At 43.0% G+C, this 17,612-nt stretch carries 18 protein-coding genes; 17 read left to right on the top strand and 1 reads right to left on the bottom strand.

The genetic code is table 11. The features are described from left to right. Positions 1-440: 440 nt before the first annotated feature. The 5 genes from CEF17_RS14735 (at position 441) to CEF17_RS14715 (ending at position 4,175) form a co-directional block, all read left to right on the top strand. The gene (locus CEF17_RS14735; RefSeq protein WP_100400192.1) at positions 441-923 is read left to right on the top strand and encodes an NUDIX hydrolase; all 483 of its coding nucleotides are present in this window, start codon (positions 441-443) and stop codon (positions 921-923) included. Between the two features lie 40 nt (positions 924-963). Next, positions 964-1,854, top strand: a complete 891-nt coding sequence (rapZ, locus tag CEF17_RS14730) for an RNase adapter RapZ (RefSeq protein ID WP_269799464.1) — start codon at positions 964-966, stop codon at positions 1,852-1,854. Beyond that, positions 1,851-2,795 carry a gluconeogenesis factor YvcK family protein gene (locus tag CEF17_RS14725; RefSeq protein ID WP_100400190.1) on the top strand — a complete coding sequence of 315 codons (945 nt, stop codon included), beginning with the start codon at positions 1,851-1,853 and terminating at the stop codon, positions 2,793-2,795. The genes rapZ and CEF17_RS14725 overlap by 4 nt, the downstream gene beginning before the upstream one ends. Before the next feature lie 78 nt (positions 2,796-2,873). Next, entirely contained in the window at positions 2,874-3,830 is a 957-nt protein-coding gene (gene whiA / locus CEF17_RS14720) for a DNA-binding protein WhiA (RefSeq protein ID WP_100400189.1), read from the top strand. An 87-nt stretch (positions 3,831-3,917) separates the two neighbouring features. After that, positions 3,918-4,175, top strand: coding sequence for an HPr family phosphocarrier protein (locus CEF17_RS14715; protein WP_054636835.1), 258 nt, complete (start codon positions 3,918-3,920; stop codon positions 4,173-4,175). Between the two features lie 337 nt (positions 4,176-4,512). On the opposite strand, the gene clpP is transcribed toward CEF17_RS14715, so the two are convergent. Next, positions 4,513-5,100 (bottom strand): ATP-dependent Clp endopeptidase proteolytic subunit ClpP, encoded by a 588-nt coding sequence (gene clpP, locus CEF17_RS14710; RefSeq protein ID WP_054636837.1) that lies wholly within the window; start codon positions 5,098-5,100, stop codon positions 4,513-4,515. Between the two features lie 400 nt (positions 5,101-5,500). On the opposite strand from clpP, the gene CEF17_RS14705 reads away from it, so the two are divergent. From CEF17_RS14705 to CEF17_RS14650, 12 genes are all read left to right on the top strand, one after another. Continuing rightward, positions 5,501-5,782, top strand: coding sequence for an amphi-Trp domain-containing protein (locus tag CEF17_RS14705; protein WP_054636838.1), 282 nt, complete (start codon positions 5,501-5,503; stop codon positions 5,780-5,782). A 302-nt stretch (positions 5,783-6,084) separates the two neighbouring features. Beyond that, positions 6,085-7,437 carry an RNA polymerase factor sigma-54 gene (gene rpoN / locus CEF17_RS14700; protein WP_100400188.1) on the top strand — a complete coding sequence of 451 codons (1,353 nt, stop codon included), beginning with the start codon at positions 6,085-6,087 and terminating at the stop codon, positions 7,435-7,437. A gap of 327 nt (positions 7,438-7,764) precedes the next feature. Next, on the top strand, positions 7,765-8,796 hold the full coding sequence (locus CEF17_RS14695) for a sugar-binding transcriptional regulator (RefSeq protein WP_100400187.1): 1,032 nt from the start codon (positions 7,765-7,767) through the stop codon (positions 8,794-8,796). A 92-nt stretch (positions 8,797-8,888) separates the two neighbouring features. Next, positions 8,889-9,893: a type I glyceraldehyde-3-phosphate dehydrogenase gene (gap, locus tag CEF17_RS14690; protein WP_100400186.1), complete on the top strand. Its 1,005-nt coding sequence runs from the start codon at positions 8,889-8,891 to the stop codon at positions 9,891-9,893. 443 nt (positions 9,894-10,336) lie between these two features. Beyond that, the gene (locus CEF17_RS14680; RefSeq protein ID WP_100400184.1) at positions 10,337-11,521 is read left to right on the top strand and encodes a phosphoglycerate kinase; all 1,185 of its coding nucleotides are present in this window, start codon (positions 10,337-10,339) and stop codon (positions 11,519-11,521) included. 160 nt (positions 11,522-11,681) lie between these two features. Next, entirely contained in the window at positions 11,682-12,440 is a 759-nt protein-coding gene (tpiA, locus tag CEF17_RS14675) for a triose-phosphate isomerase (RefSeq protein ID WP_100400183.1), read from the top strand. After that, positions 12,437-13,972: a 2,3-bisphosphoglycerate-independent phosphoglycerate mutase gene (gene gpmI, locus CEF17_RS14670; protein WP_100400182.1), complete on the top strand. Its 1,536-nt coding sequence runs from the start codon at positions 12,437-12,439 to the stop codon at positions 13,970-13,972. Before tpiA ends, gpmI begins: the two co-directional genes overlap by 4 nt. 116 nt (positions 13,973-14,088) lie before the next feature. After that, positions 14,089-14,226, top strand: a complete 138-nt coding sequence (locus tag CEF17_RS20435; protein ID WP_198508979.1) for a hypothetical protein — start codon at positions 14,089-14,091, stop codon at positions 14,224-14,226. Beyond that, the gene (gene eno / locus CEF17_RS14665; RefSeq protein WP_100400181.1) at positions 14,195-15,478 is read left to right on the top strand and encodes a phosphopyruvate hydratase; all 1,284 of its coding nucleotides are present in this window, start codon (positions 14,195-14,197) and stop codon (positions 15,476-15,478) included. Before CEF17_RS20435 ends, eno begins: the two co-directional genes overlap by 32 nt. A gap of 145 nt (positions 15,479-15,623) precedes the next feature. Continuing rightward, complete coding sequence (gene secG / locus CEF17_RS14660) at positions 15,624-15,854, top strand: preprotein translocase subunit SecG (RefSeq protein ID WP_100400180.1); 231 nt, start codon at positions 15,624-15,626, stop codon at positions 15,852-15,854. Between the two features lie 227 nt (positions 15,855-16,081). Next, positions 16,082-16,807 (top strand): alpha/beta hydrolase, encoded by a 726-nt coding sequence (locus tag CEF17_RS14655; protein WP_100400179.1) that lies wholly within the window; start codon positions 16,082-16,084, stop codon positions 16,805-16,807. Continuing rightward, positions 16,804-17,559: an alpha/beta hydrolase gene (locus tag CEF17_RS14650; RefSeq protein WP_100400178.1), complete on the top strand. Its 756-nt coding sequence runs from the start codon at positions 16,804-16,806 to the stop codon at positions 17,557-17,559. Before CEF17_RS14655 ends, CEF17_RS14650 begins: the two co-directional genes overlap by 4 nt. Positions 17,560-17,612: the final 53 nt, after the last annotated feature.

Below are 17,612 nucleotides of genomic sequence, written 5' to 3'. Positions count from 1 at the left end.
GGCATAGTATTACCAAGGTGGTTAGTATTTCCGGAATGCTAAGAAGTGTTGAGTACATTAATCGGCGATTTTGACTTTCATGCCAGTTTGAATTCTCTGAGGGACCAGACGGGAAAGCAAGAGCTGAAGCGTGGTCTTCTTTTTAGAATCCGCCCGACTTATCGCTTTGTTGCTGAACATGTTCTTTCGAGTAATGCAATGTGGAATTCAAATTGGGAAAGCTTTTGGGGCAGGCCTCCTCTTTTTCATTCTTATAAGCTTATTTCTGGAACGTAAGAATTCCTTTCACCGTGAAAGGTTGAGAGGAACGATGAATAGAATGAAAAGAGAGAGGAATTAGTAAGGGTGTTAAAAATGCTCACTTAATTGTTGGTTTCTTTGCATTGTGGGGAACCTGGAATAATTGTATACTTGAAGGGTAGTTACGTGAGGTGATGAGCATGCAACGGGTTACAAACTGTGTGTTAAAAGACGGCAGCCAAGTGCTGATGCTTCAAAAGCCGAGAAGGGGCTGGTGGGTAGTCCCTGGCGGCAAAATGGAAACCGGAGAGTCAACAAGAGAAACGGCAATAAGAGAATTTAGAGAAGAGACAGGGCTACATATCAAAAACCCTGCAATCAAAGGGATTTTTACGATCCTTATAATAGATGAAGATGATGAGTTACTATCCGAATGGATGATGTTTACTTTCCTGGCAACAGAATTTGAGGGAGAGATGCTGGGGAAATCGCCAGAAGGGAAGCTCGCATGGAAGGAAAAAGATGAGATTCTAACACTCCCTATGGCTCCCGGCGATCGGTATATTTTTGAACATATACTCAATCATGAAGATGTTTTATATGGCACCTTTCGTTATACGCCTCAGTTTAAGCTGCTTTCTTATCGCTTGCAAAGTGATACGAACCCAAAAGAGAGCAGCTAGCAGGAGGTATGGTAAGGAGCAAGATAGGGGGAGAAGCATAGTGAAGGAAAAAAAAGAAGATATTCAAGTAGTGATTATTACAGGAATGTCTGGCGCGGGAAAGACAGTGGCGGTGCAGAGCTTTGAAGATCTTGGCTACTTCTGTATTGATAATCTGCCTCCCGCGTTAATCCCGAAATTTATCGATCTGATTGAAAACTCAGGAGGCACCATGAACAAGGTTGCGCTGGTCATTGATCTGAGAGCTCGGGATTTCTTTGATCATTTGCTTGACGCAATTGATAAGTTGAACGAAAAGCCTAACTTGAATCCTCATATTTTATTCCTCGATGCTAAAGATAACACTCTTGTCCAGCGCTATAAGGAAACGAGAAGGTCTCATCCTCTGGCTCCAAAAGGACTGCCCCTTGAAGGCATTAAAAATGAAAGACAAATGCTTGAAGAATTAAAAGGCCGGGCACGCCAGATTATTGATACGAATGATTTAAAGCCCAGAGAGCTGCGGGAAAAGATCATTGATTCTTTTTCAACGCCTGAGAATCACCCTTTTACTGTAAACTTTATGTCTTTTGGGTTTAAATACGGAGTCCCTATAGATGCAGACCTGGTATTTGATGTGAGATTTTTGCCCAATCCTCACTATATTGATCAACTGCGTCCTAAAACGGGACTTCAGGAGGAAGTATCTTCCTATGTGTTAAAATGGAAAGAAACAAAGGATTTTCTCCTAAAGCTGACAGATCTCTTAGAATATATGATTCCCCAATATAAGCGGGAAGGGAAAAGCCAGGTTGTCATCAGTATCGGCTGTACAGGAGGCAAACACCGGTCAGTCACACTTGCTGAGCATTTGGCAGCACACTTTGGGAATGACTATGTGGTGCGCAGCAGCCATCGGGATATAGAGAAAAGAAAGGAAAGTACGTTGTGAAGAAAGCAAACGTGGTTGTCATCGGAGGAGGAACCGGGTTGTCTGTTCTTCTTCGAGGCTTAAAAACCTTTCCTGTTGACATAACCGCCATTGTTACTGTTGCTGATGATGGAGGAAGTTCCGGCAGGCTCCGTAAAGAGTTAAATATTCCACCTCCGGGTGATGTAAGAAATGTTCTGGGGGCTCTGGCGGAGGTTGAACCTATGATTGAAAAGTTGTTTCAGCACCGATTCAATCATGGAAAGGGACTTTCAGGCCATTCTTTAGGAAATCTGTTACTAGCGGGAATGACTTCCATTACTGGCGATTTTGCCAAAGGGATCAGTGAGCTGAGCACTGTGCTTAACGTGAGAGGAAAGGTTCTTCCGGCCTCGAATCAAAGCATCGTTTTACATGCTGAATTATTGGATGGTTCAATTGTCAGTGGGGAATCACAGATTCCAAAGGCAGGGAAAAAGATCAGACGTGTTTTTTTGACGCCTGAAACCATTTACCCCCTGTCTGAGAGTATAAAAGCGATTGAAGAAGCAGACTTGATTGTGATCGGTCCAGGAAGCTTATATACGAGCATATTGCCAAACCTGCTCGTTCCAGGGATTACTGATTCTATCAAAAAGTCCAAGGCAAGAAAGATTTATATATGCAATGTTATGACCCAGGCAGGGGAAACTGATAATTTCAGCGCAGGAGACCATGTTGAAACAATAGAGGCTCATACAGGCAAAGGTGTGATAGATACCGTTTTAATGAACGAGGGTGAAATCCCGCCTTCTATCACTTCCGTTTACAAGAAAGAAGGAGCTTTTCCTGTCATTAGTGATGAAGAGCGAATTGAAAAGATGGGTTTGTCCCTAATTAAGGATGAATTTTTACAGTTTGAAGGCCATCTTCTTCGCCATGACGCGTTAAAAGTTTCCCGCTCCTTGTTAACACAGCTTTAAGCCTGGCAGCATAAAAAGACAGTTCCGGCATAAGGTCAGACGTGACAAAGGAAAAGGGATCGAGAAGGTGGTGAAAACATGTCATCCTTTGCGGCTATGACAAAGAAGGAATTAACACAGCTTGAGACAGATGGCTGCTGTGCGAGAGCAGAGCTTGCTGCTTTAGTACGGATGAATGGATCGATTTCATTGGGAAGCGGAAGAAAAGTCACCCTTGATATTTCTACTGAAAATGCTGCGATCGCCCGCAGAATTTATAAGCTGATCCGCCGTGTGTATGGAAACATAGAAGTCGAACTTCTAGTCAGGAAGAAAATGAGGCTTAAGAAAAATAATGTTTATCTTGTAAGGATTATAGAGGACAGCCAGTCCATGTTAACAAGCTTAGGCATTATGAAAGAAGGGTTCCATTTTACCAGGGTTATTGATTCTGACCTTGTGAAGGAACCATGCTGTAAAAGAGCTTATTTGCGAGGCGCTTTTTTGGCGGGGGGATCCATTAACCACCCTGAAACATCTTCTTATCATTTAGAAGTGTTTTCATTTTATGAAGAACATAACCACTCACTTCAGAAGCTTTTGAAGGAATTTTACCTGGATGCAAAGAGCTTAGAAAGAAAAAAAGGATTTATCCTCTATATTAAGGAAAGTGAAAAGATTACAGAGTTTTTAAATGTAATCGGGGCCCATCAAGCATTATTATATTTTGAGGACATTCGGATTGTAAAAGATATGAGAAACTCAGTAAATCGACTGGTGAATTGTGAAACAGCCAACCTTAACAAAACGGTTGGGGCTGCTTTGCGGCAAGTGGAAAATATCAGGCTTATTGATGACCAGATCGGTTTAGATAACCTTCCTGAAAAGCTGAGGGAAATAGCCGAGCTTCGAGTAGCTCATCAGGATGTAACCTTAAAAGAGTTAGGGGAAATGGTTCAAAGCGGAAAGGTCAGCAAATCGGGTATTAATCACCGCTTAAGAAAAATTGACCAAATCGCAGAAAAGCTAAGAAATGGCGAGTCAGTTAAAGTATAAAACAAGCCAGCTTACAAAGCAGTTTTTCTGCTGGATAATAATGAAAACGATAGCAAAAAAGAGAATTAAATAATGGAGGAGATGGCGGTGCTAGAGAAAACAGTAAATGTCAATTTAAAAACAGGATTGCAAGCTAGGCCGGCCGCCTTATTTGTTCAAGAGGCAAATCGCTTTCAATGTGATATTTTTGTGGAAAAAGCAGAAAAGAAAGTGAATGCGAAAAGTATTATGGGGATTATGAGCCTGGCGGTCAGAACAGGAGCAACCGTGAAGCTTATAACAAGCGGGAGCGATGAAGAAGAAGCGATGGAATCCCTTGAGAAATTTATCTTGAAAGAAGAATAAGGAAGAGCCATTAAAAAGGCATAGCTGTGAAAAGGGGAGTTTCCTGTTTTGAGGAGACTGCTCTTTTTGTTTTCCCAAATAATGAAGTAGAAGGATACATAATAAGGACATTTTTCACCTACCATCGCTACAAAAGCAAGCGGTCGATCTCCGCGTTTCACTTCAAGGGCTTGAGACATTGCTTCTCTTGAGTTGTGCTGCAGTCATTGCCCCAAAATTCCCGGAAATAGATACAAGTGAGCCGCCTGTTTCAGGAAACGGAAACATAGAAAAACCCAGGATACTCCCTATCCTGGGTTTTTCTTGACCTATACGTGCTATTAGACAGTCAAAGAACTTATTTCTTTTCTTTGTTCAAAACTTCATCAATCAGGCCGTACTGCTTGGCATCGTCAGCAGTCATAAAGTTATCGCGATCTGTATCGCGCTCAATAACGTCTAAAGGTTGCCCAGTGCGCTCAGAGAGAATCTGGTTTAGTTTCTCACGCATTTGCAGAATACGCTTCGCGTGAATTTCAATATCAGACGCCTGTCCTTGAGTTCCGCCAAGAGGCTGGTGAATCATGACTTCACTATTAGGAAGGGCAAAGCGCTTACCAGGTTCACCGGCAGCCAGAAGGAATGCACCCATGGAAGCGGCCATACCTACACAAATAGTAGAGACCTTTGGATTGATGTGCTGCATGGTGTCATAAATAGCCATGCCGGCAGTAATGGAACCGCCCGGACTGTTAATGTAAATAGAAATATCTTTGTCTGGATCTTCAGCAGCTAGAAATAGAAGCTGAGCAACGATGGAATTTGAGACATTATCATCGATCCCAGAACCTAGCATAATAATACGGTCTTTTAGGAGACGGGAATAAATATCATAGGCGCGCTCTCCACGGTTTGTTTGTTCAATTACTGTTGGAATGAGATTCATAACTATTCCTCCTCTTCTCTTTTACAAACATTATAAATTAAGTTCTGACATAGGCTGGTCAAAAGAGCTAAGCTGACCCTTTGTAACTTAAGTAAACCCAGCCTTTACCCATGTATGCTGTACACTTGTTATCATCTTACCTTAATAGGTCAGCTAAGGTCAAATCATTCCCCTTGTTCTAGCCTGACAGAGAAGTGATTTTTTTAGAAGCTTACAAATAAGCCTCTCAATAGGTTCTCTTTCTTTCATCAAATCCCTTCCACCATCATAACCGTTTTTTTTACCCTTCAAACTACCTCGTGCTCTCGCCTTTCCCGTGCAAATCCTTTATAATATAATTGAAAGCGCTTTATTTTTAATTTGAAATATTCTTTTACTAGTTCTATGGGGGGGTTGCATCATGTTCGGACAAGAACGGCTGGAGAAACAATTATTGTTTAAGCACAAGGAAAAACAAAGCCTGGAGGAAGCAGCTCGTTTTTTTGAGAATGTGGCAGCGAAGCTTCGCGAAAATGGAGAGTGTTCCTTTATTCAAGACGATGAAGAAGTTTCCTTACGCCCGGCTAAAAATGTAACCTACGAAATAGAATATACTCAAAAAGGGAAAAAGCATTCCTTTGAGTTTGAATTAGAGTGGATAGAAGGAGATGACAGCGAGGATCCGAAACTCCGCATCCGTTAGCAGCTGAAGGTTATAGGAATAATTCGGCAGGGAAAAAGGCGCGTGCCTTTTCCCTGTTCTTCTTTGTATAAAGGGTAAAGGTTGTAAAGGGAAGTGGCGTTTCTTTAAGAAGATTGTCAGAATCAGAAGAAAAAAGATATTATTTAAAAGCTATTTCAATTCCTATCATAATAAAGTATTATAGAAGATGAATTAATTTTAATTTTTCGACAATTATCCAAGAAATACAGACAAACTCGTTCACATAGTATTAATTTAGGAAAGCGCTTTCAATTAAGTGCTTAGAAGGGAGGAGCTATTCTATGAACTTAGAAATGGGCTTGTTCCAACAGCAGACAATGAAGCTTATGATGACGCAGGAATTAAGGCAGGCTATATCACTGCTGCAATACTCTACGATGGAGCTGTCTGAGTATTTAGAAGAACAGGCATTAGATAACCCCCTCATCGATTTGATGGAAGCAAAAGAGAAAGAACAGCCCAATTTGGAAATGCCTGTCCTCTGGCAGGATGACCATGAAGAGTACCATGAGAAAGAAGAGCGGGAATACACTTCCCCCTTTGATAGAATCCCTGAATCAGCAAATAAGCTGTCTGATTATGTGCAGGAAGAAATCAGACTGATGCCGTTGAGCGGTCAAAAGCAGAAGCTGCTGAATTACTTAGCCAGAAACATAGGAGAAGACGGCTATCTAAAAGCCGCCTTTGAAGAGGCAGCTGAAACGTTTTCTGTTACCGAAGAAGAATATGAAGAAGGTGTCATGATCCTGCAATCACTGGAACCGGCAGGAATAGGTGCGAGGTCACTGAAAGAATGTCTCTTAATACAGCTTCAAAGACTGGAGCCAAGACATAAACTGGCTGAAACCCTTGTTGAGCACTATCTCGAAAAGTTAGCTGAAAGGAAATGGAAGGATATTTCTAAGGAAACGCTCGTTTCCCTTGAGGAAATCCAGGAGGTTTATGATTTTATTCAAAAGCTGGAGCCGCGTCCAGGAGCTAACTTCGGAGGGGAGCACCCCGGCCATATTGTCCCTGATGTATTCATAGAGAAAAGAAGCGGCGGAGAATATATGGTTATTTTAAATGATGACGGGCTTCCTCGTATCCGATTAAATAAGCATTACCGTCACCTTCTTGAAGGCAAAAGCAATGACGAAGCTTCAGACTATGCCATGAGAAAATATAAACAGCTGATGTGGCTCTTAAAAAGCATTGATCAGCGTCAGCAGTCGCTGCGCAGTATAAGTGAAGCAATCCTTTCTTATCAGCGGGACTTTTTTGAAAAAGGGCCTTCCTATCTAAAGCCGATGACACTGCGTGATGTTGCAGAAATGGCTGAAGTCCATGAATCTACAGTATCACGGACAACCACTAATAAGTACATGCAGACTCCTCACGGACTGTTTGAGTTAAAATACTTTTTCACTTCTAAAATTGAAAATGGCAGTGGGGAAGAGACGTCTGCTTTTGTGATTAAATCGTTTATCCGGGAAATGGTCGAAAGGGAAGACAAGAAAAAGCCCTTGTCTGACCAGAAAATGGTCGATGCGCTTAAGACTGAAAAGGGAATTACCATATCAAGAAGAGCAGTGGCGAAATATAGAGATGAACTTAACATCCTGTCTTCCTCCAAAAGGAAACGATATGCATAAAGCTGGCTGAGAGGTGGCCGGCTTTTTTTGTTTGTTGAATGTTGGACAGGCTCCTAGGGATAGTGCTGGATAACTCTTCACATATTCTTCAGGAAAACATATTATATGATACCTTTTTATAACTCCATACCCACTTATGTTTATAATTCTTATATATGGGCATAATAAGCTTGAAAGTTTTTTTAAAATGTCGAGTTTGTTTTGTTGCACATGGCTGGGAATATTGGTAGGATGAAATGGAAGGAAAGTCCTTTTTTTATTAATTAGGTGGGACTAAATTTGTCTATGTGGGACTTTGAATGACCCGTAGGCCATCAGGTGATAAAAATGAGAGAACTTGTGGAGCTGCAAAAAAAACTGCAGCCTGACGTGTTAGACGTAATGGGACAGCGTTTCCGCATTCTTCAGTATGTGCGTTTAATGCAGCCCGTTGGACGGAGGACGCTTGCTGCCAGCCTGGAGCTGTCTGAACGTGTACTTCGTGGCGAGGTTACTTTCTTAAAGGAACAGGGCCTGCTTTCTGTGACAGCAGCGGGCATGACGCTTACAGAAGAAGGGCACACTCTTTTAGAAGGTTTAGAAGAGATGATAAAAGAGGCCTTTGGACTGGCTTCTTTAGAAGAGCAGGTATCTACGATCCTCTCAGTGCCTAAAGTAATTGTAGTGTCAGGGAATAGTGACCGGCATTCCTGGGTAAAGAAGGAAATGGGCAGAGCATGCATTCAACAAATGAAGGCTCATCTTACACCAGATGATGTCGTAGCCGTAGCAGGAGGAACTACTTTGGCTTCGGTGGCAGAAATGATGACGCCTGATCCTCGTCTTACATCTGTTACATTTGTTCCAGCGAGAGGCGGATTAGGTGAAAAGGTCGAGATTCAGTCAAGCACAATAAGCTCAGTCATGGGCATGAAAGCCGAAGCAAATTACCGACTTCTTCACGTGCCTGACCAATTGAGTGAGGAAGCACATGACAGCCTGGCTCATGAACCAGAGATTAAAGAGTTACTGGCTCTTATTCGTTCAGCTCGTGTCGTGTTACATGGTATCGGGGAAGGAAAAACGATGGCCCAAAGAAGAAAGGCCAAGCCTGGTATCATGAAGGAATTAGAAAAAAAAGAGGCAGTGGCTGAGGCATTTGGCTATTATTTCGATCGAATTGGCAATATTGTTCATAAGGAAAGAACGATTGGACTTCAGCTCGATGATTTAAATACTAACCAGAAAGTCATTAGTATTGCAGGCGGGGCTTCTAAAGGTGAAGCAATTTGGGCATATATGAGATATAGGCCAAGCGACATTTTGATTACAGATGAAAGTGCTGCCCAGGCTGTCATTGATCACGAGCCGCCAGAGTAATTGGTAAAAACACTGTGTTTTCTTACATTTGCAGAGAGAGAAAACCAGGTTTATATATTAAAGCTTTACTTTATTAAGGGAGGAATTTACAAATGGCAACTAAAGTAGGAATTAATGGTTTTGGACGAATTGGACGTCTAGTATTTCGTGCATCTTTAAATAACGACGAGATCGAAGTGGTAGCAATTAATGACCTTACAGATGCAAATATGCTTGCCCATCTTCTTAAATACGACTCTGTGAATGGCAGACTTGAAGAAAAAGTAGAAGTGAACGGAGATAACCTGGTAGTTGGCGGGAAAGAAATCCGTGTTACGGCAGAAAGAGATCCTGCACAAATCGGCTGGGGAGACCTTGGTGTGGAGTACGTTGTAGAATCCACTGGGCGCTTTGTTGCTCGTGACGACGCTGCCAAGCACTTGGAAGCAGGAGCGAAAAAGGTTGTTATCTCTGCACCAGGTAAAGATGTGGACGGAACGTTTGTTATGGGAGTTAACGAACAAGATTATGACGCTTCTACTCATGATGTTATCTCAAACGCTTCTTGCACAACAAACTGCATTGCGCCTTTCGTAAAAGTACTAAACGACAAGTTTGGCATTAAGCGCGGAATGATGACAACCGTTCACTCCTATACAAATGATCAGCAAATCCTTGACCTTCCGCATAAGGATTACCGCCGCGCCCGTGCAGCAGCAGAAAACATCATTCCAACTTCTACTGGTGCAGCAAAAGCGGTTGCTCTTGTTCTTCCTGAGCTTGAAGGTAAGCTAAATGGCGGAGCGATGCGTGTGCCAACACCAAACGTTTCCCTTGTTGACCTTGTAGCTGAGCTGGACAAGAACGTAACAGCAGATGAACTAAACGAAGCATTTAAAGAAGCTGCAGAAGGAAACTTAAATGGAATCCTTGGATATAGTGAAGAGCCTCTTGTATCCAGCGATTACAACGGTGACAGCCACTCGTCCACAGTAGATGCTCTTTCTACCATGGTAATGGAAGATAACATGGTAAAAGTTATTTCCTGGTACGACAATGAGTATGGCTATTCTAACCGTGTAGTTGACCTTGTTGCTTACATGGCTAAACAACAATAATAAATTGCAGGCTTGCAGGCAGCGAAAAAGGGGGAGAAGAATTAGGTTTCTGCTTCCCCTTTTCCCTGCTTAAAAGAAAGCTTTATATGCCTTTTTTTAGAGAAAAGCAGCAGATCGGGAACATCTTTTCCTGCATTACTGGGAAAGAAGAGGTGTAGCAGGACAAGCCTTGTGAACCCAGGCAGGCGATCCCTTTGCCGAAAGGAAGGGGCAAAGCTTGAGGACAGCCGCGGTTCCCGGTCTGCAAAAAACTGATCAAAAGCTCAAAACGCGCCTTTTACAGAGCAAAAAAGAAGAAATTTGGGAACCTTTGACGATAAGGGCAAAGGTAAGTTTTGTTTCTGGCATTTATGTGGTATCTTCAATCATGTGGCAATATGCAATAACAGGAAAAAAGAATGCCCGATTTATTATTTACTTCTGCCGGAAGAGGAGGATGAGCGATGAACAAAAAGTCAATTCGTGATATTGATGTAAAAGGAAAAACAGTATTTTGCCGTGTTGATTTAAATGTGCCGATGAATGAGGGACTCGTCACTGATGACACTCGGATCCGTGCTGTCTTGCCTACCCTTGAATACTTAACAGAAAGAGGGGCAAAAGTGATCCTGGGAAGCCATTTGGGGCGCCCGAAAGGCGAAGTGGTCGAAGAACTCCGCCTGGGACCTGTTGCTACCCGTCTTTCCGAGCTCACTCAAAGAAATGTCCAGAAGGTTGATGAAGTGTATGGAGACCGAGTAAAACAAGCTGTATCCCAAATGATTGACGGTGAAGTGCTGCTCCTTGAAAATCTTCGTTTTGAACCAGGGGAAGAAAAAAACGATGAGGAGCTGGCGAAAAAGTTAGCCGAGCCTGCAGATGTGTATGTAAACGACGCCTTTGGAGCTGCCCATAGAGCACATGCTTCTACAGAAGGAGTCGCTCATCACCTTCCAGCAGTAGCGGGGCTGCTTATGGAAAAAGAACTTCAGGTGCTTGGCCAGGCTCTGTCAGAGCCAGACCGTCCGTTTACTGCCATTATCGGCGGAGCTAAAGTAAAAGATAAAATAGGTGTAATTGACAATCTTCTTGAGAAAGTAGATAACCTGATTATTGGCGGTGGTCTTGCTTATACGTTTGTGAAAGCCCAGGGGCATGAAATCGGAAAATCCCTTCTTGAAGAAGATAAAATTGACCTTGCCAGGGACTTTATGAAAAAAGCAGAAGACAAAGGTGTTAATTTTTACATGCCTGAAGACGTTGTTGTCGCCGATGACTTTGCAGAAGACGCAAATACCGAGGTTGTCAGCATCGAAAATATCCCATCTGACTGGGAGGCTCTTGATATCGGGCCAAAGACGATTGAAAAGTACAAAGCTGTTATTCAGGACTCCAAGCTTGCCATCTGGAATGGCCCTATGGGAGTGTTTGAGTTTGCTGCGTTTGCAAGTGGGACAAGAAGTGTAGCTGAAGCTCTTGCTGAATCTTCTGAAACATATTCTGTTATCGGAGGCGGCGATTCTGCGGCAGCTGTAGAGAAGTTTGAATTGGCAGATAGAATGAGCCACATCTCAACGGGCGGCGGTGCTTCCCTGGAGTTTATGGAAGGAAAAGACCTTCCGGGCGTTGTAGCGTTAAATGATAAGTAATCAGCACTCCTAGGTGTCAGGTTTCCTGAAGGAGGTGCAGGAGAAGGAGAAGGCTTATGGGTGCTTACCGTTTTTTCTTCTGCTCCCACACCTTTTGGCAGGGATCTCAGCCAAGGGAAGCTGTATTTACATGTGATGATAATTTTTGCGGGGTGAAATCGTGAGAAAACCGATTATTGCAGGAAACTGGAAAATGAATAAGACTCACGGAGAAGCGGTCTCTTTTATTGAAGAGGTAAAGAACCAGGTTCCTTCTAAAGAAGAAGTAGAATCTGTCGTATGTGCTCCTGCGTTGTTTCTTAAAGACATGAATGATGAAGCCAAAGGCAGCGAAGTAGCTGTAGGTGCTCAAAACATGCACTTTGAAGAGAATGGTGCTTTTACAGGGGAAATCAGTCCGGCAGCTCTTGCCGACCTGGAAATTCCTTATGTCATTATCGGCCACTCTGAACGTCGTGATATGTTCAACGAAACCGACGAATCAGTAAATAAAAAGCTTCATGCTGCATTTGCTCATGGTATCACACCAATTATGTGCTGCGGTGAAACAGATGAAGAACGTGAAGCGGGGAAAACAGAAGAAGTTGTAACGGCTCAGGTTGAAAAAGGGTTTGAAGGGCTTTCTGAAGATCAGGCAATGAAAGTAGTCATTGCATACGAACCGATCTGGGCGATTGGAACAGGAAAATCCTCCTCAGCAGAGGATGCAAATGAAACGTGTGGGATTATCCGCCGCTACCTTTTAGATATGTACGGTCAAGAAGTAGCTGAAGCTGTCCGTATTCAGTATGGCGGAAGCGTGAAGCCTGAAAACATTGAAGGTTATATGGCTCAAGAACACATTGACGGAGCTCTTGTCGGCGGTGGAAGCTTGAAAACAGATTCCTTTGTGAAGCTGGTGGAGGCAGGAAAGCAATGAGCAAGTCACCAGTAGCATTAATTATTCTAGATGGATACGGCATGCGTGAAGAGAGCTTCGGGAATGCTGTTGCCCAAGCTGACACTCCTAATTTTGACCGCTACTGGAGCCAATTTCCCCATACAACATTAGAGGCGAAAGGGGAAGCTGTCGGGCTCCCTGAAGGACAAATGGGAAATTCAGAGGTAGGACACCTGAATATTGGTGCCGGCCGCCCTGTCTACCAAAGTCTGTCTCTTATTAACAGAGGAATTAAGGATCGCAGCTTTTATGAAAATGAAACATTTCTCGGTGCTATTGAGAATGCAAAAAAGAATAACAGCCAGCTTCATATTTTTGGCCTGCTTTCTGATGGCGGAGTGCATGGCCATTACGACCATTTAATTGCTCTTCTTGATCTTGCCAAGGAGCATAATGTAGACAAGGTGTTTGTTCACGCCTTTCTTGATGGCCGGGATGTGGAACAAAAAAGCGCGAAAACCTATCTCATCCAGCTTCAGGCGAAGATGAATGAGAGAAGCTCGGGACGCCTGGCTTCTCTTCACGGGCGTTATTATGCGATGGATCGGGACCGCCGCTGGGAGCGGGTTGAAAAAACATACCGTGCCCTTGTCTACGGAGAAGGCCCGACCCATGGTGATGCCCTTAAGGTCGTTGATGATTCCTATGAAAACGAAGTATGGGATGAGTTTCTTATTCCAACGGTACTGACTGAAGAAGACGGTTCGCCGATTGCGACGGTAAAAGATAAGGACAGTGTGATTTTTATGAATTTCCGTCCGGACCGCGCTACTCAGCTCTCACATGTCTTTACCAGCGAGGAGTTTGATGGGTTTGATCGTGGTGAGAAATTTCCAGAAGACATTCACTTTGTAACGATGACCCAATATAGTGATTCTCTTAAAAACTGCAAAGTGGCTTATCCTCCTCAGGAGCTTAAGAATACTCTTGGTGAAGTAGTTTCAAAAGCAGGGCTGAAACAGCTTCGCATTGCAGAAACAGAGAAATACCCTCACGTCACCTTTTTCTTCAGCGGAGGACAAGAGGATGAATTTGAAAATGAAAAACGCATTTTAATTGATTCACCAAAGGTTCCAACGTATGACTTGCAGCCGGAAATGAGCGCCTACGAAGTCACCGATGCCCTTCTTGAGGAAATTAAGAATGACAAGCATGACGTGATCATTCTGAACTTTGCCAATCCTGATATGGTTGGCCATTCAGGGATGCTGGAGCCGACAATTAAAGCAGTTGAGGCAGTGGACGAATGTCTGGGGAAAATCGTAGATCTGATTATTGAAAAGGGCGGGTCTGCGGTAATTACAGCTGACCATGGGAATGCTGATGAAGTGCTGACAAAGACTGGAGAAGCAATGACAGCCCATACGACACGTCCTGTGCCGGTTATTGTAACGAAGGAAGGTCTTGAGCTTCGTGACGGAGGGATTCTTGCTGATCTCTCGCCGACAATTTTAAAGTTGTTAAATTTAGAACAGCCTTCGGACATGACAGGGAAATCACTGATTAAATAAACGTTTGTTTAACTCAGGTGTGCGCAGCCTAAGAGAAAATAACTGGTGTCAGAGCAGGAAAAATAGCTCTTGGCAGCAAACTAGAAATAGAAAGCATAATTAGTTTTTAAGCTTGAATGGAAATAAATGATGAAAAGCAGTGGGAAGAAAGAGTCTTTCAAGGGCCCGAAGGATTTTACTCTTCTCTGCTAAAAATGGAAACAGATAAAGGAGTGTTTAATGATGAGTATGATAACCGATATTTATGCACGTGAAGTACTGGATTCCCGAGGAAACCCAACTGTTGAAGTTGAAGTTTACACAGAAAATGGAGCCATGGGACGCGCCCTTGTACCAAGTGGAGCTTCCACTGGAGAGCATGAAGCGGTAGAACTTCGCGATGGCGGAGAGCGTTATATGGGTAAAGGTGTTACACAAGCTGTAGACAATGTAAATGAGCAAATTGCTCCAGAATTGCTTGGTGCTGAAGTGACAGATCAAACAGGTATTGATGAGCTTCTAATCGAACTTGATGGCACAGAAAACAAAGGGAACCTTGGTGCGAATGCAATCCTTGGTGTTTCCATGGCTGCAGCTCATGCTGCTGCTAATGATCTTGGTGTGCCGTTATATGAGTACCTTGGAGGCTTTAATTCTAAAACACTCCCTGTCCCAATGATGAACATCCTCAATGGCGGAGAGCACGCTGATAACAACGTTGATATTCAAGAGTTTATGGTTATGCCTGTAGGGGCGCAAGACTTCCCTGAAGCCGTGCGGATCGGTGCAGAAATCTTCCATAACCTTAAGAAAGTTCTTCAAGGTAAGGGATTAAACACGGCAGTAGGTGATGAAGGCGGATTTGCTCCTAACCTGGGGTCAAATGAAGAAGCACTTCAAACCATTGTGGAAGCCATTGAAAAAGCAGGCTACAAACCAGGAGAAGAGGTTGCACTTGCTATGGATGCTGCAGCATCTGAAATGTACGAAGACGGCAAGTATAACCTTAAAGGTGAGGGTGTCGTTAAATCAGTAGATGAAATGATTGACTTCTACAAGGACCTTGTAGAAAAATACCCTATCATCTCCATTGAGGACGGTCTTGATGAAAACGATTGGGAAGGCTGGAAGAAGCTTACGGATGCACTAGGTGATAAAGTACAATTAGTTGGTGATGACCTATTTGTGACCAACACATCTAAGCTTTCACAAGGAATTGAGCAAGGTGTAGGGAACTCTATCCTTATCAAAGTGAATCAGATTGGAACACTTACCGAGACTTTTGATGCCATTGAAATGGCTAAGAGAGCAGGCTATACAGCAGTCATTTCCCACCGCTCTGGTGAAACAGAAGATGCAACCATTGCAGACATCGCTGTTGCTACCAATGCGGGACAAATTAAAACAGGAGCCCCATCACGCAGTGACCGTGTTGCGAAATACAACCAGCTCCTTCGTATTGATGACGAGCTTGGCCATACAGCTGTTTACCCAGCTCAAAAAGCGTTCTATAACTTGAGCAAGTAAGACTTTAAAAAAATGCAAGCCTTCCTTAGGACGGGGGAGGGCTTGTTTTTTTGTCGGTTTAGAGAAAGAAAGCGAGGCTGCATTGTCATATGGGACGTGTTGTGATAAATTTATAGAAGCGTAATCCTATGTGGAGGTGTCCTGTTTGGAAACATTACTTTTTGTTCTGTTGGCCATTGTTTCCATCGCTCTCATCACTGTCGTATTGCTTCAATCCGGACGAAGTGCCGGTTTATCAGGAGCGATTTCCGGTGGTGCCGAACAGTTGATGGGGAAACAAAAAGCTCGCGGTGTAGAAGCTTTCTTAAGCAAAATGACGGTTGTGCTTGCCGTTCTGTTTTTCGTATTGACCATATTACTGGCTTACTTCCTGTAAGAAAGGTATAATGACAAAATAGAAGATGAAATTGAGCAGCAGGATGTGCCTGGCTGCTTTTTTTGTGTTTGATTAGAAACCGTAATATTGGGAACCTTTGTAGAGAACCCCAATTCATTCTTATGCTCGGTGCCAGGGAAATATGAAAAAAGGAGACTCGTTTGAGTGAGACATCTTTTTTTCGTAATGTCTGGTATTAAAATAGAAAGTGAAGGTAGATGGAGAACATGATTGGTTGTTTATGCCTGCACGGATTTACCGGAGCGCCATGGGAAGTAGAGCCTGTTGTCAAAAAACTGAAAAAGAATAAAGACTGGCTTATTTATTCTCCTACACTTCCAGGACACGGTCCTGGAGACGATTTAAAAGGAGCTACATACAAAGCTTGGATTTACGCAGCTGACAAAGCATGCGCTGAATTATTTAAATACTGTGAAAAAGTCTATGTAATTGGGTTTTCTATGGGAGGGATGCTGGCATGTTATTTGTCCGCAAGGTATCCTGTCGAAAAGGTAGTCTTATTAGGTGCAGCCGCTTATTACGTGAATCCGCCTCAGCTGTTAAAGGACTTTAAAATCGCAGCAGAAGCCAGGCTGAAGGGAACATTCAATAAAGAAGACCCCTGGTACCAGTTTTACAGTAAGAAAATTCAAGAGACCCCTTTAACTGCGGTGTATGAATTTACAAAAGCTGTAAAAACAGTTCGGCCGTTTGTGAAAGAAATTACGATTCCCTCCTTAATTATGCAGGGGGAGCTTGATGGATTAGTGCCTGTGAAAAGTGCAGAATACTTATTTGAAAACATGGGGTCCCGGGAAAAGCGCCTCTATTTATACAAAGATTCAAGGCATTATTTATGCCATGGTCCTGATAAAAAGCGAGTCTTAGATGACTTAGAACGTTTTTTGAAAAACGAGAATAAACCAAGAATTCAAGGAGGAAATGAGACATGAAAATAGTACCGCCAAAGCCATTTACACTTGAAGGAGGAAAGCGGGCCGTTCTTTTATTACATGCCTTTACTGGTTCACCAGCAGATGTAAGAATGCTTGCCCGCTTTTTAAATAAAAAGGGATATACGTGCCATGCTCCCATGTATAAGGGACATGGTGTTCCACCAGAGGAACTGATGGAAACGTCATGGGAAGATTGGTGGCAGGATGTTGAAAAAGCTTATGACCATTTGAAAAATGAAGGCTACGAGGAAATCGCTGTCTGCGGTCTTTCTCTAGGCGGGTTGTTTTCCTTAAAAGTAGGGTATACCTTTGATGTGAAAGGGATTGTACCGATGTGTGCTCCGATGACAGTACATGGAAATGTTGACCGCCTTCATGCAGGGGTTCTTCAATACGCCAAAGAACAGAAAAAGATGGAAAAGAAAAGTACGGAGCAGATAGAGCAGGAGATGAAAGAATTTAAAGAGCTTCCATTGGATACACTAGAATCTATAAATGAACTCATTGAGGAGATTAAGGATTCTTTGGATATGGTTTTTGATCCAATGATGGTGGTGCAGGCAAAAAACGATGAAATGGTTGAGCTTAAAAGCGCTGAAATTATTCATGATGAAGCGTCGTCTGATCGTAAAGAGTTAAAGTGGTACGAAAACTCCACTCACGTGATTACCTTAGGACCTGAAAAAGACCATCTTCACGAGGAAATCTACCAGTTTTTAGAGAACTTAGATTGGGAAGTGGATAAATAAAGAAAGAAAGGAGAGATGACACCTTGGCCCACGAGCAAAAACAGGAAATACTC

The organism is Bacillus sp. FJAT-44742, assembly GCF_002797315.1.
GTDB classification, from domain to species: Bacteria; Bacillota; Bacilli; order Bacillales; family Marinococcaceae; genus Thalassorhabdus; species Thalassorhabdus alkalitolerans.
This window is presented reverse-complemented; position numbering and strand designations above follow the sequence as displayed.

Excerpts from the sequence above, each read along its gene's own strand:
- CEF17_RS14705 (WP_054636838.1), top strand. The coding sequence starts at position 5,501 with ATGTTCGGACAAGAACGGCTGGAGAAACAATTATTGTTTAAGCACAAG.
- clpP (WP_054636837.1), bottom strand. The coding sequence starts at position 5,100 with ATGAATCTCATTCCAACAGTAATTGAACAAACAAACCGTGGAGAGCGC.
- CEF17_RS14655 (WP_100400179.1), top strand. The coding sequence starts at position 16,082 with ATGATTGGTTGTTTATGCCTGCACGGATTTACCGGAGCGCCATGGGAA.
- rpoN (WP_100400188.1), top strand. The coding sequence starts at position 6,085 with ATGAACTTAGAAATGGGCTTGTTCCAACAGCAGACAATGAAGCTTATG.
- CEF17_RS14650 (WP_100400178.1), top strand. The coding sequence starts at position 16,804 with ATGAAAATAGTACCGCCAAAGCCATTTACACTTGAAGGAGGAAAGCGG.
- gap (WP_100400186.1), top strand. The coding sequence starts at position 8,889 with ATGGCAACTAAAGTAGGAATTAATGGTTTTGGACGAATTGGACGTCTA.
- CEF17_RS20435 (WP_198508979.1), top strand. The coding sequence starts at position 14,089 with ATGGAAATAAATGATGAAAAGCAGTGGGAAGAAAGAGTCTTTCAAGGG.
- CEF17_RS14695 (WP_100400187.1), top strand. The coding sequence starts at position 7,765 with ATGAGAGAACTTGTGGAGCTGCAAAAAAAACTGCAGCCTGACGTGTTA.
- CEF17_RS14735 (WP_100400192.1), top strand. The coding sequence starts at position 441 with ATGCAACGGGTTACAAACTGTGTGTTAAAAGACGGCAGCCAAGTGCTG.
- CEF17_RS14680 (WP_100400184.1), top strand. The coding sequence starts at position 10,337 with ATGAACAAAAAGTCAATTCGTGATATTGATGTAAAAGGAAAAACAGTA.
- gpmI (WP_100400182.1), top strand. The coding sequence starts at position 12,437 with ATGAGCAAGTCACCAGTAGCATTAATTATTCTAGATGGATACGGCATG.
- eno (WP_100400181.1), top strand. The coding sequence starts at position 14,195 with ATGAGTATGATAACCGATATTTATGCACGTGAAGTACTGGATTCCCGA.
- whiA (WP_100400189.1), top strand. The coding sequence starts at position 2,874 with ATGTCATCCTTTGCGGCTATGACAAAGAAGGAATTAACACAGCTTGAG.